Consider the following 25010-nt stretch of genomic DNA (forward strand, 5'->3'; position numbering starts at 1 on the left):
GATATAATTTATTCAAAGAAACACAATCTATGAGTCATTTTCAAATAGAAACTGTACAAAATGTAAAGATTCAGCAAAGTGTTGCTACAGCATGGGATAGGATACTAGCATACCTCATAGACTTTATTGTGATTCTAGCATATATCCTTGTAACCATGGCCATCATGTCTGGTTTATTAAATGTCTCTCCTTTTGAAAGTGCTTCTACATCGTTGGTACTTGGATTGCCGCCTTTTTTGTACCATTTGTTGATGGAAACTTTCATGAACGGTCAAAGTATTGGTAAAGCTTCAATGCGGTTACGAGTAGTAAACCTTGATGGTTCAAAACCACAGTTTTCGAGTTTTTTGATCCGTTGGCTTATCAGGATTGTAGAAATAAGCTTGACGAGTGGAGCGGTCGCTATAGTTGTAATATTAATGAATGGAAAAGGGCAGCGTCTTGGTGATCTTGCTGCAAAAACCACGGTAATCTCTGAACGGCGAAAAACTGGTTTTAAAAAGATACCTTTATTTGAAATTGATGACACTTATACTCCACAATATCCACAGGTAGCCACATTAAACGATGAAGATTTAAGACGTATAAAATCAATATATGATAATGCTCAACAGGATAAAAACCAAGATATCTTAGATAAATTAAGCCATAAAGTAGCCAAACAGCTTGAGGTAGAAATCACTCAATCTTCACAATCTTTTATTAAAATTGTATTGAAAGACTATCAATACTATAGCACTCATTAATGGATTATATATTAATACTCGATATACTTGGAGTTATTGCGTTTTCCATTTCTGGTGTACTGACTTCGCTGAAGAAACGAATGGATGCTTTTGGCATTTTGATTATTGCTTTTGTAACTTCAGTAGGTGGTGGAACTTTGAGGGATATATTACTTGGTGTTTCGGTAATGTGGTTACAAAACATGACCTACGTTTACGTGATAATAGTAACAACAATTCTCGCCGTCATTTTTAGAAAAAAATTATTCTACTTAAGAAAGTCTCTTTTTTTATTTGATACCCTTGGTATAGGTCTATATACTGTTGTTGGTGTAGAAAAAGGGATTGCAGAGGGCGTTTCTCCTTTGATATGCATTGCACTTGGGACCATGAGTGCTTGTTTTGGAGGTGTGATACGTGATATACTATGTAATGAAATACCACAAATTTTCAGGAAAGAGATTTATGCGACTGCTTGTATTCTTGGGGGATTCAGTTACTTTATTTTTCTGAAACTTAATTTCCCTGTAAGCCTTATTTTTATTCTGTCTGGATCTGTGGTCATCGTAGTAAGGCTTTCAGCCGTGATTTTTAAACTGTCACTGCCATCAATTTATAAGAAAGATGAAGATATTGAAGATTACTGGTAGTCTATCTCTCAACTTTTACATCCATTCCAACATTTTTTAGAGGCCATTCACTATCATCTGTTTCTAGCTCATCAATTTTTTCGACGACATCCATTCCTTTGATGACTTTTCCAAATACCGTGTGGTCCCCATCAAGGTGATAAGCTCCATCAGGTTTTGTAACGACAAAAAATTCAAAAGGGGAGGAGGCATTACTTACATTTTGATCTGCATATTTTGCTGCCGATACTACCCCGTAATCATGGGGATATCGTTTGTTGAATTCGTTTGGGATCAGAAAATTACCTATAGCTTTTCTAAACTGGTAAGTCGCCATCCTATCGCTGTTTCCACCTTGTATAACAAAATTATCGTCAACTCTATGAAACACTGTTGTATCAAAATAACGGAGTTTGGCGAGTCTTAAGAAATTAGCTTTATGAAGGACAGGTTCTGGGAATAACTCAATTGTAAAGGTGCCGAAATCAGTTTCAATATCTACAATAGACTCTTGATTCTCCTTTCCATATTTTTCCAGAAAGGGAATTAATTTTTCTTGTTCTAAATATTTTATTTTAGATAAATCCCGATCAGTCTCACCATTGGAGGGAATATTGACTTCAATTTTTTTTGTTAAAGTATCTTTCTCAGCTTCAGATTTTTTATTTGAACTATCTTTGTTTTCTTTACAAGAAATTAAAATAGCTAATAGACATAAGATATAAAATGGACTTTTCATCGCTGACAGATTTGGTTTCAAAATTAAAGAAAATAGAACTTCCTGGCGAAACTTTTCATTATGATCTCGCTCCTTTATTTCGTCAAGATGAGCTCAAACGCCTTGATCCAAACTCAAAAGAGCCCAATTATGCTGGAGTATTATCTCTATTGTATCCAAAAGACGGGAAAGCTTATATGGCCTTTATACTTAGGAAAACTTACAAAGGAGTACATTCTAATCAAATTGGTTTCCCTGGTGGACGAGTGGAAGAAGTAGATAGAAATCTTATGGAAACAGCTCTTAGAGAAACAGAAGAAGAAATTGGGGTTTCAGCTAGCAGCATAAAGATAATAAAACCACTCACTGAGTTGTACATACCACCCTCCAATTTTCTGGTTCATCCTTTTTTAAGTATTGTAGATTTTGAGCCGCTTTTCGTTTTACAGCAAAGTGAAGTTGAAAATTTGATAGAGCTTCCACTTTCTTTATGTCTGAATAAAGCCAATTTTAAGAAAGAATTTATAGATGCTTCCTATGCCAAAAATGTAGAAGTTCCAGCTTACAATTTTGATGGGCATGTGGTTTGGGGAGCTACTGCAATGATTTTAAGTGAAATACGTGAACTCTTCTATAGATTAGGATAAATCTATAAAACCCTATATTTGTAAATCAACTTTTTTAAAATATGGGCTTATTTAAGAAAAATCCTTTTGGACATTATTTATTCATAAAAAAATGGCTAATAAGGATCATGGGAGGACTTACTCATCAACGCTATCAGGGGTTTAACGACCTTCAGATTGAGGGTTCTTCTATCATAAAAGATTTGCCAGGTAGAAATGTACTTTTTGTTTCTAACCATCAAACTTATTTTGCAGATGTAGTTGCTATGTATCATGTTTTTAATGCCTCACTGAGTGGTAGAGTCGATAATATCAAAAATGTTGGATACTTGTGGGATCCAAAACTAAATATCTATTATGTAGCTGCTGCAGAAACTATGAAAAAAGGTTTACTACCAAAAGTTCTTGCATATGCAGGTTCTGTAAGTATAGATAGAACTTGGAGAGCAGACGGTAAAAGTGTGAACCGTCAGGTTAAAATGAGCGATATATCCAATATAGGAATGGCTCTAGATGATGGATGGGTTATAACCTTTCCCCAAGGAACTACAAAACCCTGGAAACCTATTAGAAAAGGGACAGCTTTTATTATTAAAAAATATAAACCCATTGTTGTTCCCATTGTTATAGATGGTTTCAGACGATCATTTGATAAAAAAGGTATTCGTATCAAAAAGAGGAATATTCTCCAATCTATGGTGATTAAGGAGCCACTTGAAATTGATTATGAAAATGAAGAGATAGAAAGCATCATTGAAAAGATTGAATATGCCATTGAGCAACATCCAACTTTTCTGAAAGTCATTCCTGAAAGTGAAATAAAAGCTCATGAATCTCTTAATGAGCAAAGGCGCTACAGTTCAGATTATAAAGCCGAAAAAACACCAAAGAATAAGGACAAGAAAAATCAAAAGGAGAGTTAAATCTTAACTAAAGTCCTTTTTCAAATTTGATAGCGTTTAGTTTGACTTTATCTTTAAACAAAACTAAATACTATGAAAACCTTAAGTTTTAATAATAATGATCAAATTGATACCATCGGACTTGGAACCTGGAAGTCTGAACCCGGTAAAGTCAAAAAAGCAGTCAAATATGCTCTCACTATAGGTTACAGACACATAGATTGTGCAGCAGTTTATGGTAACGAAAAAGAGGTTGGAGAAGCACTGAAGGAAATATTTGATGAAGGAAACATCAAAAGAAGCGATGTTTTTATTACATCAAAACTTTGGAACAATGCTCACCGCAAAGAAGATGTCAAGCCAGCTTTGGAACAAACTCTTAAAGATTTACAACTCGATTATCTGGATTTATATCTTATGCACTGGCCGGTAGCTTTTAAATCTGGATTGGAAGGGTTCCCAGAGTCAGATGAGGATTACCTGTCGCTTGAAGAAGTCCCTCTCAAGGAAACCTGGGAAGCTATGGTCGATTTGAAAAAGGACAACTTAGTAAGCCATGTAGGAGTGTCCAATTTTAGTGAGAAAAAGTTAAGTGATTTGATGGAACAAACTGATTTTGTGCCAGAAATGAATCAAATAGAATCTCATCCTTACTTACACCAACACGAATTGATTAAGTTTTGTCAGGATAACGGTATTCTTGTCACAGCCTATTCGCCATTGGGAAGCCAGGATAGAACAGAGCAAATGAAAGCAGATGATGAGCCTACTTTACTGGATAATGAGGTAGTAAATGCTATCGCAGATAAGCACGATGCGTCACCAGCACAAGTGCTTATACAATTTCATGCGGAACGAAATGTGATCACCATTCCAAAATCAACCAATGAGGAAAGGATCGAACAAAATTTTAAAAGCCAAGATGTGAATTTAGATGCTGATGATATGAAGAAATTCAGCGAAATAAATAAACATTACAGATACGTCAATGGTAAATTCTTTGAAACTTCAGATGGCAAATATTCCAATGTGTTTGATGAATAATATTCCTAAATAGTAGACAGAATTCATCAATTAAACAAAATGCAGTAAGTTAAAACTTACTGCATTTTTATTTTTTAGAACCCACCACGAAAAACAGTAAACAAAAAACTAGTTTACCATCCATGAACAGAAGTGCCTTCCTGAAAAGATGCAAGGATTTTTCCTTCATAATCCAAAAGGTCAGACCATTTTTGGTTGACTTCTTCTACATCGTGATACTGTCGTGCAAATTTCAAAAACATAGTGTAATGATTCGCTTCACTTATCATCAACTTTCGGTAGAAACGTCTTAATTTTTCGTCATTCAATTCTTCAGATAACAATCTGAACCGTTCACAACTTCTAGCTTCAATCAAGGCCGCGTAAAGCAAGCGATGAGCAAGTTGAGTTTGTCTGCTACCACCTTTAGGGAAAAAAGTGACCAGCTTTGCTACGTAATTATCTTTGCGATCTCTACCCAGTGGGATATTCTTTTCTTTCAATAAATCATGAACCATTTTAAAATGACTCATTTCTTCCTGTACCAATTCCGTCATAGCCGTTACAAGTTCAGTATATTCAGGAAAGGAAACAATCAATGAAATAGCAGTAGATGCCGCTTTCTGTTCACAGTAAGCATGATCGATTAAGATCTCATCAATATTTTTTTCAGCAATATTGGCCCATCTCGGGTCTGTAGGTAATTTTAGTCCAAGCATAATTATATATCTAGGTCAAATGTTGTTCTCAATAATTCTAAATTTGGATTTTTTTCTCTCAATTTTTCAAATTTCTCTCGGGGAGTGTACACATATTTCTTTTCAGACTTATCGTTAACAGAGATCTCAAGACTTATCGAGGTGTTTTGCAATTTATCTTTCAAAAACCTCATCAATTCACCCTGATCCTGAATCAAATTCAATTTCATGGATTCATTGGGAAGTTCCAGTTTTATAATATGTACATCGAGTTTCGGTTTTGAAGTTCCCATTACAGACGCCACGATTTTACTTCCATTATCACTCAATACCTGCATATAATTATTCCAAGCGTTGAGCATGTCTTCTTCAGTAAATTTGGCCGTTAATTTTTCTTCTTCGGGCTTATCTTTCGTCTGCTGTTCCTTAAGTCGCTTTTTTTCTTGTATACTTTTTATCGACAGACCATTCAACTTTTTGGGTAGGTTGGTAAGCGCAGGTTTTATTTTTCCCTGGGGTTCTTCAGCTATTTGTTTTTCTTCTGATTTCGCCTCCGTTGGCTTAGTGATTTCAGTTGGTGAGCTTTCAACTTCAGTTGGCTTTAGGTCTACGTCCTGAGATGGAGAAGAATCTAAACTTTTTTCTTCAGGTTCAACTTTACGTTCATCTGAAGCTTTTTCAACATATTTTTCTGTAGTTTCCTCTTTAACAGAGGAGTTAGAAAAACCAGTGGAAGCACTTTTAACTTCCTCTGGACTTAAGATGTGGTGTTTATTCTTTTTTTTTTCGGGTGAATTTGGATCGGTAAGCGAAGCCAGTTTCATCAAACAAAGCTCAACGTGTAAACGCTGATTTTGACTCAATTTGTAGTTGAAATCACAGGAATTGGCCAAATCGATTCCTTCCTGCAAAAAGGTATAAGAAGTCGCTCGCGACTGCTCAAAATATTTAGTTTTGGTGCGCTCACCAACTTCAAGCAAAGCAATCGTCTGCTGGTTTTTAGAAACCATTAAGTCTCTGAAGTGAGAAGCTAATCCAGCAATAAAATGCTGTCCATCAAATCCTTTCGCTAGAATTTCATTAAAATAAATCAAAGCTTCCGGCATGTTGTTCTCAAGCAACAAATCTGTCGTTCTAAAAAAGGTTTCGTAGTCTAAAACGTTTAGGTTTTCAGTGACGGCCTCTCTGGTCAAATTGTTCCCGCTAAAACTAACCACTCTATCGTATGTCGATAAAGCATCACGCATGGCTCCATCAGCTTTCTGCGCTATAATGTGCAATGCATCTTCATCTGCATTCACACTCTCTTTGTCAGCAATTTTAGCTAGATGTTCTTTGATGTCACCAACGGTAATTCGTTTAAAATCGAATATTTGACACCGTGATAAAATCGTTGGTATGATTTTATGCTTTTCGGTAGTTGCTAGTATAAAAATAGCGTGTTTAGGCGGTTCTTCAAGAGTTTTTAAAAACGCATTAAAGGCCGCTTGGGAGAGCATATGTACCTCATCAATAATGTAAACTTTATATTTTCCAGTTTGAGGAGGAATTCTTACCTGGTCGGTAAGACTTCTAATGTCATCGACAGAATTATTAGAAGCCGCATCCAGTTCAAAAATATTGAAAGCAAAATCTGTAGTCTCATCATCTGTGGCTTGCTGATTAATTTTCTTAGCTAGGATTCGAGCACAAGAGGTTTTGCCAACACCACGAGGTCCAGTAAACAAAAGAGCCTGAGCCAAATGATCGTTGTCTATAGCATTGAGCAAAGTATTGGTGATGGCTTTTTGTCCAACAACGTCATCAAAAGTTTCGGGTCTGTATTTTCTGGCAGAGACAACAAAATGTTCCATATCACAAATATAGTTTTCTGAAATTTATACTGCAAAGCTAGTTTGAATTTAATTTGAAATAGAAACTTCTGGCTTTTTGAAAAGCCTTCTCAATTTTATCATCGGCCACTTCTTTTTCTTCAGAGCTAGATTCATGACCTTCTTGTTGAGTTTCAGCTTTTGTATTGAGTTCCAGTTTAGCGTAAATGGGAAAATGATCGGACCCTATTTCAGGTAAGACTTGAATTTTATTGAGGCTAAAATCTTCGCTATGGAAAAGGTGATCCAGCGGCCATCTTAAAAGTTTATGCTGCGCATGAAAAGTACTGAAGCGTCCCCGTCCTATCCTTGGGTCCAATAATCCACTTATTTTTCTAAATAATAATGTACTTTTAGACCAAGCGACATCGTTTAAATCCCCAAAAACAAGAACCGGCTCATTTAATTCTTTGACGCGTTTTGCAACCAAAAGCAATTCTGCATCTCGGTTGGTCGACGTTTTGGCTTCTGTAGGACTGGGCGGTTTGGGATGTAATGCAAAAATTTTGATTTTATGCTGTTTATCTATGCGGAGATAAGCCTCAATGGAAGGAATATGTTCTTTAACGAAATGATGGATTTGTACATCTTCCAATTCTAGTTTAGAATAGAGATGCATTCCATATAAATTGTCTTGTGGAAGCTTTACAGTATAGGGATACTTTTCTTCTATTGGCTTTAATTTTTCTTCCCATTTTATATCACTTTCCAAAGTAAGTAATACATCAGGTTGATAGGTATCTATCCGACTCAGCAGTTTTTCGTAGTCTTGATTAGGCATCAAAACATTACTTGTTAAAAGACTTAAACATATGGAGGAGTCAGTGGGAACAGTTCTGATGACCTCTTTTTTGAAAAATACAGTGTAGGGAATTATTTTTATACAATGAAAGATAATAGCTAGCGATACCATTACCGTACCTACCCACTGCATTGTAGAATCAAAACTGAAGAAAAAAAGTCCGAAAAATAAGCCAAATAGGCTCAGCCTAAAAGCTGAACTTTAGGAAAGTCGAATAATCGTACCACCCAATGATCTATCTTCAATAGGGTTATAAATGCGAACAAGCACATCAGGATTTGGTAAATAATAATGGTAATAACCATAATTGCTATTTATCGTTTTTAGCAATAATCCATATAGCGTGAACTATGCCTGGGACAAAGCCTAAAAGTGTTAATAAAATATTGAGCCAAAAGGCTCCTCGAATGCCAACGGTTAAAAATACACCTAGTGGAGGCAAAATGATCGCAAATATGATTCTAAGGATACTCATGGATTTAGGTTTTAAATTTTATTTAGTTTTTGTTAAAGCACAATATAGGAATTTATTTAACTCTAATAATTATTTATTGATTCTTCTTAAATCATAACTAGTTATTTGAAATACTCTCTTTTTGTTTAACTTTCTAGCCAATTATAAAATCATTTTAACTTATGAAGAAGATATACGTGTTTCTACTATTTGCATTTTTTGCAGTGAGTACTTTAGCTCAAGGGACAATGCTTCTCCGACAGCCTACGTTATCGAGTGAAAGTATTGTTTTTGTTTATGCCAACGATTTATGGAAAGTTCCGCTTTCTGGTGGTAATGCCAAACGATTAACAACTTACGAAGGCTACGAATCTTCGCCTCACTTTTCAGATGATGGTAACTGGATTGCGTTTAGCGCAGAATACGATGGGAATACAGATGTTTATATTATTTCTTCTGAAGGCGGAACACCTAAACGATTGACGTATCATCCTGGAGCTGATATTGTTCAAGGTTGGACTCCTTCTGGTGAAATACTATTTCGTACCGGAAGAACATCTCATCCGACTAAAACTTCTCAACTCTATACAGTCACAACTGAAGGTAGTTTTCCTAAGCCCTTGGTGGACATCAGAGCAGCTTATGGAGAGATTTCTGAAGATGGTAATAACTTAGCTTACACGCCAATCACTTCTTGGGATCCGGAATGGAGAAACTACCGTGGCGGACAAGCCATGCCTATATGGATTCTGAACTTGAATACTCAAGAATTAACCAGAACGCCACAACTTGATAAAGAACGACATCTGGATCCTGTTTGGGTTGGAGAGAAAGTTTATTATTTATCCGAAAGAGATTATGTGAGTAACATCTGGAGTTATGATCTAAAGTCTCAGGAAGAAGAACAAATTACCTTTCATAAGAAATTTGATGTTAAGAGCTTAGATGCTTTTGGAGATCAAATTGTTTACGAGCAGGGAGGTTATTTACATACACTCGATACCCAGAATAAATCAGCTCAGCAATTGGAAATTAACGTGGCTGGAGATTTAAATTATAGTAGAGAAAGATGGGAAGATATAAGCTCAAGTAGCGTGAGTCATCCTAATCTTTCACCAAACGGTAAAAGAGCGGTCTTTGAGCATAGAGGAGATATTTTTACTTTTCCAAAAGAAGAAGGAAGCTGGAGAAACATTACGCAGAGTAGTGGGGTCGCCGATAGATTTCCTGTTTGGTCACCTCAGGGAGATAAAATAGCCTGGTTTTCGGATTCTAGTGGAGAATACCAGTTAGTAGTTGCCGATCAATATGGAGAAAATCAAAAAACTTTCGCTTTAGAAAATCCGACCTTTTATTTTACACCAGATTGGTCACCTGATGGCAAGTTAATCAGTTATACCGATACAGATTACAATTTATGGTATATCAATTTAGATAATGGAAAAGTAGAAAAAGTCGATACTGATGGTTTTGCACATCCCAACAGGACAATGAATCCGAATTGGTCTCCGGATAGTCGTTATATCACTTATGAAAAACAACAAAATAGCCACTTCAAAGCTATATTCATCTATGATACACAATCTGGTAAAATACATCAGGTTTCAGATCCTTTAGCGGATTCAACTTCGCCTCAATGGGACCAATCTGGAGAATATTTGTATTTCTTAGCGAGTACCGACTATGGCTTGAACACTGGGTGGTTGGATATGAGTTCTTACGATCCATCGGTTTCTAGAAGTCTCTACGCCGTAGTACTAAGTGCTGAAGGACAAGCTCCTAATTTGCCGAAAAGCGATGAAGAAGAAATTAAGAAAAACGAAGAAGAAAATGAAAAGGATAAAAAAGATGAAAAGGATAAAAAAGAAGAAGTTATTACAGTAAAAATCGATTTCGATAACATCCAAGATAGAGTAGTTTCCTTAAAATTACCATCACGAAATTATCAATTTATAAGAAGCTCTAAGGCTCATAAACTATTCATAGCTGAGTCAATACAGAATCAAGATGACTTAAAAGTTCATAGCTATGATGTAAAAAAAGAAAAAGCTGAAGATTTCGAAGATGAAGTTAGTCAAATGGTACTTTCTAAAAATGGTGATTTTACTCTTATTCAAAAAAAGGCTAATTGGCATATAACCGATACTGAAGGCTCACCAAAGCCCGAAGATAAGATTTCAGTTTCTGCCAAAATGAAAGTGGTTCCAGAAAAGGAATATGCTCAAATCTTTAAAGAGGGGTGGAGATTCATGCGTGATTTTCTTTATGTAGATAATGTTCATGGTGCACCATGGGATAAAGTCTATAATTGGTACCAACCGTGGGTTAAACATGTAAATCACAGAACAGATTTGAACTATTTGGTTGATATTTTAAGTGGGGAAGTAGCTATTGGTCATTCTTATGTTTCTGGTGGCGATATGCCAGATGTAGATAGAGTGCCAGTGGGACTGTTGGGAGCCGATTTTGAAATTAAAAATGGATACTATAGAATCACAAAGATTTACGATGGAGAACGTTGGAATCCTGATATAGAGGCGCCTTTGGGCTTGACCGGTCAAAAAATTGAAGAAGGGGACTATATTCTAGAAGTTAATGGAAGAGGTATTACTGCCAAGGATAATATTTATGAACATTTCGCTCAAACTGCAGGAAGAACAGTTTCAGTATTAGTTAATAATAAAGCTACCCCATCTGGCGCAGAGAGAGTGTATGTGAAGCCTGTGAGAAGTGAAAATGGACTCAGGTATATAGATTGGGTTGAAAGCAATAGAAGAAAAGTTGACGACATGTCTAATGGTAAATTAGCATACGTTTATATCCCTAACACAAGCCAGCCAGGTTTTACTAGTTTCAATCGCTATTATTTCTCACAGCAGGATAAAAAGGGAGTCATCTTGGATGAAAGAAATAATGGAGGAGGTTCTGCTGCGGATTATATGATTGACATTATGACTCGTGAACCCATTGGTTATTTCAATAGTAAAGCAGGAGATAATCGCCCATGGACATCACCAATAGCTGGTATTTGGGGCCCAAAGGTTATGATCATCAACGAAAGAGCAGGTTCTGGTGGTGATTTATTACCATACATGTTCAAGAAAAAAGATATTGGTCCCTTAGTTGGAACGCGAACTTGGGGCGGTCTTGTAGGAACATGGGATACGCCAAGATTTATTGACGGAGGTAGAATGGTTGCTCCAAGAGGTGGTTTTTATGATACTGAAGGGGAATGGGCTGTAGAAGGTGAAGGCGTTGCTCCAGATATTGAAGTTATAGATGAACCTAAAATAGCAGTAAAAGGCAGAGATGCTCAATTGGAAAAAGCTGTGGAAGAGGCTTTGAAACTTTTAAATACCAAGGAATTTGAGATGAAACCTGAGCCAGAAGCCCCTGTGAGATGGAAGCGACCAAAAGGCTATGATAAGAATTAATCGCAACTAAAATAAGACTAACCAAAAAACGCAAAAGAAGATTCTTCTTTTGCGTTTTTTGATTTATTTTTTTTCCAAAAACTTATAACAATTTCAACATCACAAAATTGGGATTGGAATGTTGGTCACTTATTTTGAAGTTGTGATCGCCTATGATTTTAAAATTATTTTTTTTATAAAACTTTAGTCCATTCTCGTTTTCTGTCCATACAAATATCCAAAAGGCTTTTTGATGATGCGTTCTAGCGATTTCTATATTGTGTTTTAGAAGTTCTTTGCCAAGACCATATCCGTAAAAATCTTTTAAAAGATAAAGTCTTTCAAATTTAGCTATTGGTGAGATCTCTGTAAGAGGATGAGGTTGGTCTACGATTAATTTGGAATAACCAGCCAGTTGGTTGTCAAAAACTATTTTAAAGAAGTAGATATTGGGATCATTAAGAGCTTTTAATAGCGCGCGGGTGTTGAAGTGATCATCGATATAGTCTTGAATATCAGTTGCAGTGGCACTATGTCCATGGGATTCTATAAAGGTATTTTGGCTTAACTCTGCCAGAGATTCAACTTCAGAGGAACTAAAAGGTTTTATGCTTATCTGCATCTTTTGATTTTTCTGCAAATAAAAGCAATAGCATCAATTTATCTTCATAATAAAAGTTGAATTATCTTTGAACATCAAGTTCATTAAAAACAAAATCAGAATAATGACTTATCATCACCTTAGAAACGCCACTGCTGTTATCGAAACAGAAACTGAGTATATCTTAGTAGATCCTATGCTTGGCGAAGTGGGGAGTATAGAAGCATTTACTTCCAAACGCTTTCCGCCCCTTAGGAATCCTTTAGTCGCTTTACCAGACCAAGCCTCAGGCGTATTAGATAAAACCACGCATGCCCTGATTACTCACCAACATGCAGACCACCTCGATGAAGCTGGAATCGATTTTTTAAAAGAAAGACATATCCCTATAACTTGCAGTCGGTTGGATGCGGATGCTCTAAAGTCCAAAGGTTTGCATGTCGTCCAAGAATTGGAGTATAACAAAGCCGTTTCTTTTCTGGGAGGAACTATCCAAGGCATTCCTGCTACTCATGGTTATGGGAAAGTAGCTGAATTGATGGGGAACGTGATGGGATTTTTTATAGAATTGCCGAATGAACCCAGTCTGTATTTAAGTTCGGATACAATTTACACTCAAGACGTTAAGGACATTATATCCAAAAAAGAACCTGATGTGAGTGTGATCCCTTGTGGGTCTGCTCAACTCGATGAGCACGAACCAATTTTGATGATTATGTTGGATATTTTAAAATTTGTGGAGGATTGCAAAGGTCAAGTGATTTGTAACCATTTAGAAGCCCTAAATCATTGCCCCACTCAGCGAAAGAACCTTAAAAATAATATAACTTTGGATACCGTATGGATTCCTGAAGATGGAGCAAAAAAAGATTATACTTAATTTCTGTTGAAATCAAATTTAGAATAGTAACCGAATCTTCAAATAAAATAAATTCCTATGAAAACATTTTATACTTTCTTATTAACTATAGTTTTATCCTCAGTTGCTTTATCTCAAGACATTACGGGAGACTGGCAAGGTGAGTTGAAGTTTCAAGGGAATGCCCTTGGAATCAATTTTCATATTAATAAAACAGAAAATGGATTTGCTTCAACTATGGATGTTCCTTTACAAGGTGTAGAGGGGTATAAGTCAGACGCAACCACTTATATCGATTCTTTGTTAACCATTCAAATTAAGGAATTAGGCATTCAGTATCAGGGAAAATTGGCTCTAAAGGATACCCTCGTTGGTAATTTTTCTCAAAATGGAATGTCTTTCAAACTCAATCTTAAAAGAGGAAACAATCTTCCGAATAGACCACAGGAACCAAAGCCTCCGTATGATTATGTGATTAAGGAGGTGAGCTACAAAAGCACAACTGATGATGTTGTTTTGGCCGGGACACTTAGCTTACCAAAAGGAGATGGCCCATTTCCTGCTGTAATGCTTTTGAGTGGCAGTGGACCTCAAGATAGGAATAGCAGCATATTTGGTCATAAGCCATTTTTGCTTTTGGCTCATGAACTTACCCAAAGCGGGATTGCAGTTTTAAGATTCGATGAGCGAGGGGTAGGAGAGTCTGGAGGACGAACGTCAGAAATGACCATGGCCACTCAAATGGGAGATGCACAAGCGGGCATCAATTATCTCTTATCCAACAATCAAATAAAGAGGACTAAAATAGGCTTGTTAGGTCATAGTTTGGGAGGCATACTTGCCCCAAAACTTGCTATTGAAAACGACATTGACTTTTTAGTTTTACTGGCCGCTCCCGGCGTTAATGGTGATGCGATGATGCTCAAGCAGCGCAAAGATCTCCTTAAACTAAGAGGAGCGACAGATAAACAAATAGAAGGGACCAATGGAATGTTGGCTAGTTTATATTCAGAACTTAGAAAATCAAGTTTAGAAGATGAAGCTCTCAAAACTGAATTGCAAAAAAAATTAGCAGTCAAATATCAATCTACTATCCCTGAGAAGGAGCTTAACGAGATGGTAAATTCTATTGTCGATAATGAAGAGTTGATGGCGATCCTTAAATCTACTCCTGCCAATTACATCCAAAAAGTATCTTGTCCTGTACTTGCCCTTAACGGGAGTAAAGACTTTCAAGTGTCTGCCAAAGAGAATTTAGCAGCTATTGAGAAAGCTTTAAGTGATGGCGGTAATACGGAAGTTGAAACTCATGAGCTAGAGGGTTTAAATCACCTCTTCCAAGACAGCGATACGGGAGATATTTTAGAATATCAACTTATAGAACAAACGATGTCTCCGGTGGTTTTAAAATTGATTACAGAATGGGTTTCAAACATCGTAAAATAAGAGCTGTAAATTCTAAAAAGCTTTTTCATTTTTAGATTAAGATGTTTTATTAAACTGATTATCAATTGTTTATTTAACATTTAATTTTTTTATGAAATTATACTTCACGTATTTATGTATGGTGCTTTTGATGGATTTATCCTAGGCTCAAAATTCTTGTGTAACGGAAGAAGGATTGTTCCAATACACCCCACAACTAGACGTAGAAGCTTTGAATGATGATTTTAATAAAAATGACTTAATTGACTTTACCACTCTTAAAGAAAATCTTGCAGTTAAAGAGTTGTAAATTAAAAAGGGTGAAAATACAAATGTGGAGACCAAAGAGTTTAAAGGCTTAAACCATCTTTTCCAAGAAAGTGAAACCGTGGATAGTAGAGAGTATAGAACAGACAATGTTTCCACAAGTTCTGGAGGACATTAAAGAGTGGATTTCAAAAACAGCTCTTAATCAGTACGAATTTTTAGAATTTAATGAGTGACCTAATAAAATAAGAGACCCTATTTCAATTTTGAAATAGGGTCTCTTATTTTATAATGAATTAAACAATCTTATTGGAGTGAAATACTCATTCTAGCAAAAAGGAAACGGCCGGCAATGCCAAATTGCTGAGCACGCCTTGACCAGTCAAAACGACCACCGCTTCTATTTCCAAATGCTTCTTCTGCACGGTCTGGATAAATATCGAATATATTATTAGCACCAATAGTAAAAGTTAAACTAGGAGACGCAACATAGCCGAAGGATAAATCGGTGACTAATTTTTCACTAAAAATTTGCTGATTTTCTATTGTTGGAGTTGCTTCAGTGACCTTACCAAAAAATACGTTTCTAAGGAATAGATTAAATTTTCCAAATGTATAATTATTGGTCAGATTAATTTTGGTTCTAGGCACAGCTTCTTCAAGATATACTCTGCTATCTTCTGGGAAATAAGTATCAACAAGTCCTGCATTTCTTAAGACTTCAGAAGCCTTAATGTCGCCAACTTGTCGTGTTTCTGATAGAGTTCCAGAAAGGTCTGTATTAAGCCTAGAATTGGTACCGAGATTGATTTTATGAGTAATGACAAAATCAAAACCTCTAGACTCTGTATCAATAGCATTAGCAAAAAAGGAAGCTCTCGAAGCATTAGCTTGTCTTAGGAGATTATCCAGTTCAGTTCCCGTTCCTGGTCCAGTGAATTGGCCCGTATAAACGACTCTATCATCAATTCCTACCCAATAGGCATCTGCTGTGAATGTAAGATTAGCTTCAGGAAATTTCCCCGTTACTCCTAAACTTATACTTCTGGAGGTTTCTTGTTTTAATTCGGGAATACCTAGTAATTCAGCAGCTCTGCTATCGTTGGCAAAGGTACCCACTTCCTGCGGATCGCCATTTTGATCGAAAATAGTAGACGTAGAATTAAAATTTAATTGATGCAAAGATGGTGCTCTAAATCCAGTATTGGCAGAAGCCCTTAAGTTGACATTATCTGTAAGTTTGTAACGAGATGCAAGTTTAAAATTAACAGTCGAACCAAAATCTGAATAGTCTTCATAGCGACTAGCAAAGCTTAATAGAAATTCCTCACTGACATCAAGCTCTACATCTACGTAACCGGCAACACTAGAACGACTTCTGTTTAATTCATTATTTGGGCTAAAACCAGGAAACACCTGAGCACCTCCAGGCCTTGCTGCTCCAAAAAAGTCTGTTGCTGGTTGTTGCGAAGCTAAAGTAATAACTTCTCCGGCTGTGGTATATTGACTATAAGACGATTCTTGTCCAGCAACAATTTCGTAAGTCTCCAAACGGTGTTCTGCACCAAAAGCAACATTAAGCCCCTCAGATACATCTTCAAAAAATTGTCTGACGTCAAGATTGGTAGTGTTCTGAGCAAAAGAAAATCCACCAGCATCAAAAATAGTTGGAGACGCATTTTGCAAAGACGCATTGGAAGTATTACCAATGACATAAAGGAAACTATTTTTTCCATAAGTATTGCTGAAATCCACATTCCAGTCTCCGACTGAACCTTTAATACCAGCTGAAAAAGATTCATCTTTTACTTTAGAATTAATCTCTGGTAAAAATCCATCGATATAAGTAGATGTAAATGTTCTACTCTGATTTGGTAGCCTGTAGAAACCTGCAGAATTTCCGTTTCTTGAACTTATTCCTCCAAACGAGTATAATTCTGTACCATTATCATCCAGAGGTAAAGCAAAATTTACAAACAAGCGACCACCCCTAAGCCTGGATTGACCAACTCTCATATTGAAATCACTTCTTACCTGATTTCTTGCGCTAAGTTCAGCAGAGGTATTGTCTACCGATAAGATATCTCGTAGTTGTTCTATTGTTGCATTTGGATTCAAATTAAAACCAGCTTGATTGCCGTATTGTATCACATCAGAAACATCGTCATCTAGGAGATCGGAGATATCGTAACCATCAGCATTGGCAAATCGCTCTACAGTGTTGTATCTATTGTATACATCACCTTCCCATTCTTTCATTCTGTTATAATCTTCACGAATATCGAAGTCTCCACTAAAATTGATAAATCCACCTTTGTCTCCCAAGTCCAAACCGTAACTGGCACTCACATTTGTAGTCTCTCCATCAATACCCCCAGTTTGGCTATTGGCGTTTCTTGAAAAATTGGCTCCAGAAGTTACATTGAGTTGAAGTTCGTTTGTATTATCTGTTAAAATTATATTGATAACACCAGCAATAGCGTCAGATCCATATTGAGCCGCTGCACCGTCTCGTAACACCTCAATATTTTTAACAGCCGCTGCTGGTATAGCATTAAGATCTGTTCCTACACTTCCCCGACCAAAGGTTCCGTTGACATTGATCAAAGAAGACGTATGTCTTCTTTTTCCGTTGATAAGAACCAAAACTTGATCTGGACCTAGACCTCTCAAAGAAGCTGGGTCAATATGGTCTGTTCCATCCGATATGGTTTGTGTGTTGGATGTAAAAGATGGTGCCACATAATTTAATATTTGGTTCAAGTTTACCTGCGGACTAGCTTTGGAAAGTTGTTGGATATCAAAGACATCTATAGCTACTGCAGAATTCACAGTCGTTCTTCCAGGGCTTCTGGAACCTATAACGACTACAGAATCAAGCTGCATACCCATCTTTAAGGTGACATTAATAGTCGTATTATTCTCAATCTTGATCTTTTGTGTATCAAAGCCAACATAGGAAAATAAAAGGGTTTCTCCCTTTTCTGCCTTGATAATGTAGTTGCCATCAAAATCTGTTGTAGCTCCTCTACTTGTTCCTTCAACAACCACAGTAACTCCGGGGAGCGGCTGGTTGTCTGGGTCTGTGATTACTCCTTTTATCTCAACTTCCTGTGCAAAGAAAGAAAAACTGAATAAAAACATTACTATTAACTGTAATACGTAATTTTTTTTCATGTTAACATTTTTTGATTTACACAACTAATCTATGCTGAAATTAAGTTTAATTTAGTTTTTATTAAAAATATTTAACATAATTAAGCCTTTGTGGAAGGTTTAGCGATTCATTGCATTCAGAAAAGTTAATTAAAATACTAATTGAGGGTTTCTTCCTTGATCCTGTGAGAGAGAAAATTAAATAGTTGAATTATGTTTTGTTAGGATGCATCTAATTAATTCATAGTTAAAACATATTGAGTGTATTCCATTGAATTTTAGAAAGGGTGAAAACACAAATATAGAAACCAAAGAGTTTGAAGGCCTAAATCATCTTTTTCAGGAAAGTGAAACCGGAGACAGTACAGAATACGGAATTATAGAACAAACCATGTCTCCACAAGTTTTGGAGTACATCAAAGGATGGCTAAAAAGGACTTTATAGTTGCAATTGTATGTTATTAATATGGCATAGAGTAACACGCGTTACATTCAAAAATTGGTTGGAGTAGTAATTTTGTAAAAATTAGATAACTACTTCTTAAAATTGAAAGCTTCTGCATTTTTAATTCTTTTTATCACATGCTTTGCCCTAGGTAATGCACAAAATGAAAGTGATCAAGAAACTCAATCCCAGCTTAAAAGTTATTTCAAAAACGCTGTTATAAACGGTAGAATACGAAACTTCACAATGGCTACCTATAACCAGGGTAGTCTACAGGACTATTCTACAAATGCAACTGGAGGTGTTATCAATTTTAAAACACTTGCATTTAAAGGGTTTCAGGCTGGCATTCAGGCGAGTTTTACATATAAAACCATCGGGAATGAGCTCGAAAGTATCGACCCAATTGTTGGTCGGGGTGATAAGTGGGAGTTTGAACTTTACGATGTGTTCAATAAAGGTCAATTCAATCATTTAGTTAGGTTAGATGAGCTTTATCTAAAGTATCAAGTAGGAAATTATTATGTATCCTACGGAAAGATTAAAACAGAATATACGAGAATCATAAATGCTAGTGATGGGCGGATGAATAGGTTTGCACATGCTGGTGCCTGGATGCATCTCAATTTTGATTCTCCTCACAGTTTGGACATGGGATGGCTCAACAGGGTTTCGCCAAGGTCATCATACGATTGGTTTGATTTTCAAGACGCATTTGGTCTTGTTAATCAAGGATTTCAACCCAATGGAGACGATGCAAATTATAGGAATTTCTATCCTAGTAAGGGCATCGCAGTTGTTAATTACGGGTTTGTAGGTAATAATCTAAATTTTCATTTTTATAATTTCCTTATCGACAAAATCAGTAACATTTCATGGTTTGAAGCAGACTTTACCTATCAATCCTATAAAATCGGTATTCAGTACTCACATTCCAGACCTTTAGATTATGGCGATCAACTCAACTATGTGAATAGATATTTACAACCCGACGAAGAGGCCAATGTTATAAGTTCAGAATTGATCTGGTTCAATTCAAATTGGAAAATTGGTGTAGCTTATACCCATGCCATGGATACAGGTAGGTTTTTATTTCCAAAAGAAATAGGCAGAGATAACTTCTACACGTCCATACCAAGATCGAGATTGGAAGGCCTTGGTGGAGTTGATGTATTTACTTTCAAAATAGATTATCATTCCCTCTCTCCGAATATGAAAATAGGCTTTAATTACCAAGACCTAAGTGGTGCAGAAGTAGGAGACTTTCATTTCATTAAGTATAATATAGACAGTACTAGACAATTCAACACCCAACTCACGTATAGCCCAAAGGGATTTTTTAAAGGATTAAGTTTTGAACTTTTGTGGGTTTATATAGAAAACAAGAATGAGAAACAGCCTGAACTTTTCTTCAATAGAAGTAATTTCCATCAACTTAATTTTGTGACCAATTTTTATTTCTGAATTTGCTATTGCATAAATTAAGCAGTAAAGACCGTAAGCTTGAACTTTAAATTATCAATTAAATGGCATCTGGTTATAAAACATCAACTGAAAGAGCGGAATGAATTAAAAATAATTATTTCTTTTAATAAAAAAGATTATTTTAGAGAAGGTTTTAATGAAGAACAAAAGTATAGACGATAAATTTAGAGTAATATGAAAACAATTTTATTTGCAATCCTAGTTTTTTTGGCAAATTTCTGTTCAGGACAGTCGTTTCAAGGATCTTGGCAATTGACAAGTCTTAATGGAGAAAATGTCGTAGACAGAGAAGTCATTAAAATTGTAGTTGATAATTACTTTTCTATTGGTTCTAAAAGGTTAAATGATAATTCCTTTCTTGGAGGGGCAGGTGGAGAATATAAAATCCTTGGAGATACCCTAATCGAACAAAGAGATTTCGACACTTATGATGAGACTAAAATCAATCAAGTAAGAAACTACAAGATAAATTGGATCGATAATCAAAGAATTGAAATATCTGATCATGAACATACGAAAGTATGGAAAAAGCTTTCAGACCATAAAGACCAATTGAGTAGGAATTGGGTAATTACTGGAAGAGAGCGAGGCGGTAAAATGATGCAAATGAAGCCGCTTGCTAGACGTACTATCAAAATCTTAAACGGTGATCGTTTTCAATGGGCCGCTTTCAATTCTGATACAAAAACCTTAATGGCATCTGGAGGAGGAACTTATTCTGCTGAAGATGGAGTTTATGAGGAACACATCACCTTTTTTTCTAAAGATAAAAATAGAGTAGGCGATAGCCTTATTTTTGAATATGCTGTTATTGACGGCAAATGGCAACATAAAGGGAAAAGCTCCAAAGGCCAGCCAATCTTTGAAATTTGGTCTCCGTATTCAGAAGCATATCCAACTGAATTTTTGAAAAATTATTAGTAAAATTAAATTAAAATCTCTTTTTCTTATACTGAAAGTGTACTTCATAAAATTTTGATATCACAAATCTTTGTTGTCTTTCATTGCCACGATTACGTATTTATTTACATTTGTTTAAAATTTAGTGAGCGGTCACTTATTTAAACAAAAATAAATGCAAGATGATATTCTTATCCATAAAATTCCTCATTCCCTTAAAAACTCTAAAATTTATGATGTAGTAGTAACCGATCTCGAAGGAAACTACGCTTATGTAAACGAAACTTTTAGGAATCGATTTTCCTTTATAACAGATGATTTCATTGGAAAACCTTCTTCAATAACAATGCATCCAGAGGAGGCTAAAATGAAAGAACTTGTCCATAAATGTTTCAAATATCCTACCGAATGTTTTCCTATTGAGATTAGAAAGCTCTTGAGGGATGGGAAAGGATATAACTGGACGCAATGGGAATTTTCTATATTAAGAGATGACGAATTACAACCCATTGGTTTACTGTGTGTTGGTTTTGATATTACCAGTCCTCAACACAATAATTTGAAATTAAAAGAATCTCAAACCAAATCCTTAAAAACTCTGGAAGCAATTCCAAACCCTTTACTCATCCTGTGTGAAGAAAGTAGAATATTACACGTTAACGATGAGTTTGAAGTTATTTTCGGGTATTCTACCTGTGAAATTATAGGTGAAAAAATAGAAGTTCTTTTTCAGAAGGAGAAAAAGGAGGATTATAACAAACTATTCCGTCAATATATTGAGGATAGTGCAAAGAAAATGAGAGTAAACCATTTTCTGGATTTTGTTAATAAAAAAGGCGACCAGGTGACTGTAGGAATTAGCTTAAACAGCTTTTATGACAACGATAATATAAACATCATTGTTATTTTGGAAGATCTTACTACAGCCAAGCAAAATCAGGATATTATAGTGGATCAAAATACTGCACTCAAGAAGATTGCATGGAAACACTCTCATGAAATCAGGAAACCTGTAGCAAATATTTTAGGTTTATCAGATTTGTTTGATATTGAAAATCTAAAAAATGAAATCAATTCTGAAACTATCTTTTTTTTAAAAGAAGCAGCAAATGAGTTAGATTATGTAACCAGAAGCATAGTGGAGGAGGCTAACAAAACTGAGTATAATATTCAATTCAAAAAACACAGACGAAACTTATACTAAATATTTTCAGTTTATGAAGTTTAATTCAAGCTGTTTTTGAGTGTATGTTAAATCTATGAATTCATATTAATTAATGTATTCAATCCGTATTGTTAAATCTCCATCTAAATCGAATTTACACTTAGAAAATTTTGGCCTTCCAAATGACATCAAATTTGATGCTCCTACAGGCTCTTTGGGTATACCAATAAAATTAGTATCCATTTCATTGTTGCCATTCAAGTCTTGAAAGATCGAAACGGCGTAGACACCCTTTTTTAGGTTTTTAAAAGTATATTCTGCAGTAGAACCAAATCCTGTTATTTGCCCAGTACTTACAGCCTTATCATTGTCGCTGGGAAAGCTTTCTTCATTGTCATGTAAAGAAAGGTATATGGTTCCTTTTTGTTCTTCAACGCCTTCGACAATCACTTTAAGACTAAATTCTTGTGCATGAATACCGAAACTTACCGCAAGTAACAAAAAACTAAAAATTAACTTCTTCATGATATTTTGATTTCAGTGATTATAATTAAATGTAATATTTAAAACTTGAAATTGGTTTAAGATTAATACTACTTTGAATTATTTAACTTCAATTAAACCACTTAAGGCATACTTTATAGAAAATGAACTCAATTATATATCATGGAGGTATTTTAATTGAGTTTTAAAACAAAAAAAACCACATCTAAATGATGTGGTTTACAGTCTTAAAGTGATCGCGACAGGATTCGAACCTGTGACCGTCTGCTTAGAAGGCAGATGCTCTATCCAACTGAGCTACGCGACCTTTTTTGCGAGTGCAAAGATATAACTATTCTTCTTTTACACAACTAAATTCATTAAATAAATCAAATAAAAAAAGCCTCAAATCAATGAGGCTTTAATATTTCGAAATTATGAAATCTAACTATTTAGCTTTTTTCATTCCGTCTTCAATCATTCCAAAGAATTGATCAAGCTTAGGAAGAACAACTATTCTAGTTCTTCTGTTTTTAGCTTTACCAGCCGCAGTATCGTTGCTCGCTACTGGTATATATTCTCCACGTCCAGCTGCAGTCATTCTTGCTGGATCTACATTGTATTCGTCTTGTAGAATTCTAACAACTGCTGTAGCTCTCTTGGTACTTAAGTCCCAATTGTCTTCAATGTTTGTTCTTGAGATAGGGTCTGTATCAGTATGGCCTTCTACCATAAATTCAAAATCTTTTTTATCGTTTACTACAGTAGCAACTTTACCAAGAACTCTCTTAGCTTCATTTGTTACTTTATATTGTCCACTTCCAAATAAAAGTTTATCTGAAATCGAAACAAACACAACACCTTTTTCAACATTGATTTGAATATCCTCATCATTGATGTTTCCTAAAGCACCTTTCAAACTAGTAACCAATGCTAAAGTAACGCTGTCTTTCTTGTTGATCGCGTCACGCATAGTCTTAATTTGAAGATCTTTTTCTTTCATACTTTCCAAAGAACGTTCTAGATTTTCAGCACCTTTTTTAGAAATTGTTACAATGTCACCTTGAGTATCAAGTAATGCGGCATTAGTATTCTGAAGGGTTTTAATCTGATTTTCGTAAGAAGCTCTTAGAGAACTTTTCTCATCTTCACAGGCTGATAATTTCATCTCAGCTGTTTTCAATTGATCTTGAGTAGATTGGTACTTTCCTTCCATCTCTGCAAACTTCTTGTTAGAAACACAAGATGTCATCAAAAGACCTGTAATTGCAATTGCAAATAATTTTTTCATGATTTTGATTTAATTTTATTAGGCAAATTTACTGTCTATTAGTTAATAAAAAAGCGACTTAACAATTATTTTTCGTACTTATTTAATTCACTATATTTTTTAGTTTTAATAATAAAGCTATCCCATACTATGCTTTTAACAGAGAAGTTTTGATTCCTCTTTGTCAATTGTTTCCTTTTGGTTGTCATCTCAGGAATAAATCTATAAAAACTAATATGGGCCTTAAATATAGCGAAAAAATGTAAAAACTGGCCTTTGAATATAAAACGTAATGCCGCTAATCCATCCAGGACCATCCTGAGCAGAATAACTGGAACTGGATTTCTTTTAGAATTTTTTAAAAGTGAGCTCAAAGAATTGCGAAAGTTTAAAAAAGTCTTTTGTGGTTTAGAACTTGCCAATGTACCTCCACCTTGATGATAAACTTCGCTTTTTGAAGTGCACCAGATGGAATAGCCTTTGTTTTTTAATCTCCAGCAGAGATCGATTTCTTCTTGATGAGCAAAATAGCTTTTGTCAAATCCTTCAATCTCTCTGAAGTGATCTTTTCTTATAGCAAAACATGCCCCGCTCGCCCAAAAAATCTCGATATCTGTATCGTATTGACCCTGGTCTTCTTCGATATGATCAAAAATCCGACCTCTGCAATATGGGTAGCCCAATGCATCTATAAATCCTCCAGCAGCTCCTGCGTAATCAAATTTTGTAGGGTCTTGAATTGATTTTATTTTTGGTTGAACAGCCGCTATACTTTCGGAAGTTTTGAATAAAGACAATATGCCAGTCAGCCATCCTTGAGTCACTTCTACATCATTGTTCAACAGTACATAGATGTCTTCTTCTACATATTTTAAGGCTTCATTATATCCGCCTGCATAACCAAGATTTTTTGTGTTTTTGAGAATGATTATTTCTGGAAATTGTTCTGCTAGGTATTCCAAAGAGTCGTCTGTAGAGGCATTGTCTGCAATATAGATTTTTGCTTGTTCAGAATGTGTTACAACCGATGTTAAATATCTCTCCAAAAGATATTTTCCATTCCAGTTTAATATGACTATAGCTACTTCCATAC

At 35.5% G+C, this 25010-nt stretch carries 22 protein-coding genes and 1 tRNA gene; 12 read left to right on the forward strand and 11 right to left on the reverse strand.

What is annotated here, in order from left to right:
- Nucleotides 1-29 precede the first annotated feature (29 nt).
- Nucleotides 30-746, forward strand: a complete 717-nt coding sequence (locus tag LB449_RS06050; protein WP_224454173.1) for an RDD family protein — start codon at nt 30-32, stop codon at nt 744-746.
- On the forward strand, nt 746-1375 hold the full coding sequence (locus tag LB449_RS06055; RefSeq protein ID WP_224454174.1) for a trimeric intracellular cation channel family protein: 630 nt from the start codon (nt 746-748) through the stop codon (nt 1373-1375). Before LB449_RS06050 ends, LB449_RS06055 begins: the two co-directional genes overlap by 1 nt.
- A gap of 1 nt (nt 1376) precedes the next feature.
- On the opposite strand, the gene LB449_RS06060 is transcribed toward LB449_RS06055, so the two are convergent.
- Nucleotides 1377-2093, reverse strand: coding sequence for a peptidylprolyl isomerase (locus tag LB449_RS06060; protein WP_224454175.1), 717 nt, complete (start codon nt 2091-2093; stop codon nt 1377-1379).
- Between LB449_RS06060 and LB449_RS06065 the strand changes: the two genes are divergently transcribed.
- The 3 genes from LB449_RS06065 to LB449_RS06075 all read left to right on the forward strand — a co-directional run bounded on the left by LB449_RS06065 (nt 2081) and on the right by LB449_RS06075 (nt 4644).
- Complete coding sequence (locus LB449_RS06065) at nt 2081-2719, forward strand: NUDIX hydrolase (RefSeq protein ID WP_224454176.1); 639 nt, start codon at nt 2081-2083, stop codon at nt 2717-2719. The two genes, LB449_RS06060 and LB449_RS06065, sit on opposite strands and share 13 nt — an antisense overlap.
- A 41-nt stretch (nt 2720-2760) precedes the next feature.
- Entirely contained in the window at nt 2761-3621 is an 861-nt protein-coding gene (locus LB449_RS06070) for a lysophospholipid acyltransferase family protein (RefSeq protein WP_224454177.1), read from the forward strand.
- 72 nt (nt 3622-3693) lie between these two features.
- Nucleotides 3694-4644: an aldo/keto reductase gene (locus LB449_RS06075; RefSeq protein ID WP_224454178.1), complete on the forward strand. Its 951-nt coding sequence runs from the start codon at nt 3694-3696 to the stop codon at nt 4642-4644.
- Between the two features lie 113 nt (nt 4645-4757).
- On the opposite strand, the gene miaE is transcribed toward LB449_RS06075, so the two are convergent.
- The 4 genes from miaE to LB449_RS06095 form a co-directional block, all read right to left on the reverse strand.
- Entirely contained in the window at nt 4758-5342 is a 585-nt protein-coding gene (miaE, locus tag LB449_RS06080) for a tRNA-(ms[2]io[6]A)-hydroxylase (protein ID WP_224454179.1), read from the reverse strand.
- Between the two features lie 2 nt (nt 5343-5344).
- Nucleotides 5345-7174, reverse strand: coding sequence for a DNA polymerase III subunit gamma/tau (locus LB449_RS06085; RefSeq protein ID WP_224454180.1), 1830 nt, complete (start codon nt 7172-7174; stop codon nt 5345-5347).
- A gap of 37 nt (nt 7175-7211) precedes the next feature.
- Entirely contained in the window at nt 7212-7973 is a 762-nt protein-coding gene (locus LB449_RS06090; protein ID WP_262901824.1) for an endonuclease/exonuclease/phosphatase family protein, read from the reverse strand.
- Nucleotides 7974-8304: 331 nt separating this feature from the next.
- Entirely contained in the window at nt 8305-8469 is a 165-nt protein-coding gene (locus tag LB449_RS06095; protein WP_003442929.1) for a YqaE/Pmp3 family membrane protein, read from the reverse strand.
- Between the two features lie 161 nt (nt 8470-8630).
- On the opposite strand from LB449_RS06095, the gene LB449_RS06100 reads away from it, so the two are divergent.
- Nucleotides 8631-11882 carry a S41 family peptidase gene (locus tag LB449_RS06100; protein ID WP_224454181.1) on the forward strand — a complete coding sequence of 1084 codons (3252 nt, stop codon included), beginning with the start codon at nt 8631-8633 and terminating at the stop codon, nt 11880-11882.
- A gap of 82 nt (nt 11883-11964) precedes the next feature.
- On the opposite strand, the gene LB449_RS06105 is transcribed toward LB449_RS06100, so the two are convergent.
- A complete protein-coding gene (locus tag LB449_RS06105; protein WP_224454182.1) occupies nt 11965-12483 on the reverse strand; it encodes a GNAT family N-acetyltransferase in 519 nt (172 codons plus the stop codon).
- A 103-nt stretch (nt 12484-12586) separates the two neighbouring features.
- Here LB449_RS06105 and LB449_RS06110 point away from each other — a divergent pair, with 103 nt between their 5' ends.
- Complete coding sequence (locus tag LB449_RS06110) at nt 12587-13342, forward strand: MBL fold metallo-hydrolase (protein ID WP_224454183.1); 756 nt, start codon at nt 12587-12589, stop codon at nt 13340-13342.
- Between the two features lie 57 nt (nt 13343-13399).
- A complete protein-coding gene (locus LB449_RS06115; protein ID WP_224454184.1) occupies nt 13400-14767 on the forward strand; it encodes an alpha/beta hydrolase family protein in 1368 nt (455 codons plus the stop codon).
- 552 nt (nt 14768-15319) lie between these two features.
- Here LB449_RS06115 and LB449_RS06120 read toward each other — a convergent pair.
- Nucleotides 15320-18190 (reverse strand): TonB-dependent receptor, encoded by a 2871-nt coding sequence (locus LB449_RS06120; protein ID WP_224454185.1) that lies wholly within the window; start codon nt 18188-18190, stop codon nt 15320-15322.
- A gap of 250 nt (nt 18191-18440) precedes the next feature.
- Here LB449_RS06120 and LB449_RS06125 point away from each other — a divergent pair, with 250 nt between their 5' ends.
- The 4 genes from LB449_RS06125 to LB449_RS06140 all read left to right on the forward strand — a co-directional run bounded on the left by LB449_RS06125 (nt 18441) and on the right by LB449_RS06140 (nt 22203).
- Complete coding sequence (locus LB449_RS06125) at nt 18441-18614, forward strand: hypothetical protein (protein WP_224454186.1); 174 nt, start codon at nt 18441-18443, stop codon at nt 18612-18614.
- A gap of 102 nt (nt 18615-18716) precedes the next feature.
- Complete coding sequence (locus tag LB449_RS06130; RefSeq protein ID WP_224454187.1) at nt 18717-20078, forward strand: hypothetical protein; 1362 nt, start codon at nt 18717-18719, stop codon at nt 20076-20078.
- 195 nt (nt 20079-20273) lie between these two features.
- Nucleotides 20274-21020 carry a hypothetical protein gene (locus LB449_RS06135; RefSeq protein ID WP_224454188.1) on the forward strand — a complete coding sequence of 249 codons (747 nt, stop codon included), beginning with the start codon at nt 20274-20276 and terminating at the stop codon, nt 21018-21020.
- Nucleotides 21021-21174: 154 nt separating this feature from the next.
- Nucleotides 21175-22203 carry a PAS domain-containing protein gene (locus tag LB449_RS06140; RefSeq protein ID WP_224454189.1) on the forward strand — a complete coding sequence of 343 codons (1029 nt, stop codon included), beginning with the start codon at nt 21175-21177 and terminating at the stop codon, nt 22201-22203.
- Between the two features lie 66 nt (nt 22204-22269).
- Here LB449_RS06140 and LB449_RS06145 read toward each other — a convergent pair whose 3' ends face one another.
- The 4 genes from LB449_RS06145 to LB449_RS06160 all read right to left on the reverse strand — a co-directional run bounded on the left by LB449_RS06145 (nt 22270) and on the right by LB449_RS06160 (nt 25008).
- Nucleotides 22270-22689: a DUF2141 domain-containing protein gene (locus LB449_RS06145; RefSeq protein WP_224454190.1), complete on the reverse strand. Its 420-nt coding sequence runs from the start codon at nt 22687-22689 to the stop codon at nt 22270-22272.
- 212 nt (nt 22690-22901) lie between these two features.
- Nucleotides 22902-22975, reverse strand: a tRNA-Arg gene (locus tag LB449_RS06150).
- A 120-nt stretch (nt 22976-23095) separates the two neighbouring features.
- Nucleotides 23096-23938, reverse strand: a complete 843-nt coding sequence (locus LB449_RS06155; protein WP_224454191.1) for an OmpA/MotB family protein — start codon at nt 23936-23938, stop codon at nt 23096-23098.
- Nucleotides 23939-24003: 65 nt separating this feature from the next.
- Nucleotides 24004-25008, reverse strand: coding sequence for a glycosyltransferase family 2 protein (locus LB449_RS06160; protein WP_224454192.1), 1005 nt, complete (start codon nt 25006-25008; stop codon nt 24004-24006).
- Between the last annotated feature and the right edge of the window lie 2 nt (nt 25009-25010).

This window comes from Psychroflexus lacisalsi (genome assembly GCF_020164495.1).
Taxonomy (GTDB): domain Bacteria; phylum Bacteroidota; class Bacteroidia; order Flavobacteriales; family Flavobacteriaceae; genus Psychroflexus; species Psychroflexus lacisalsi.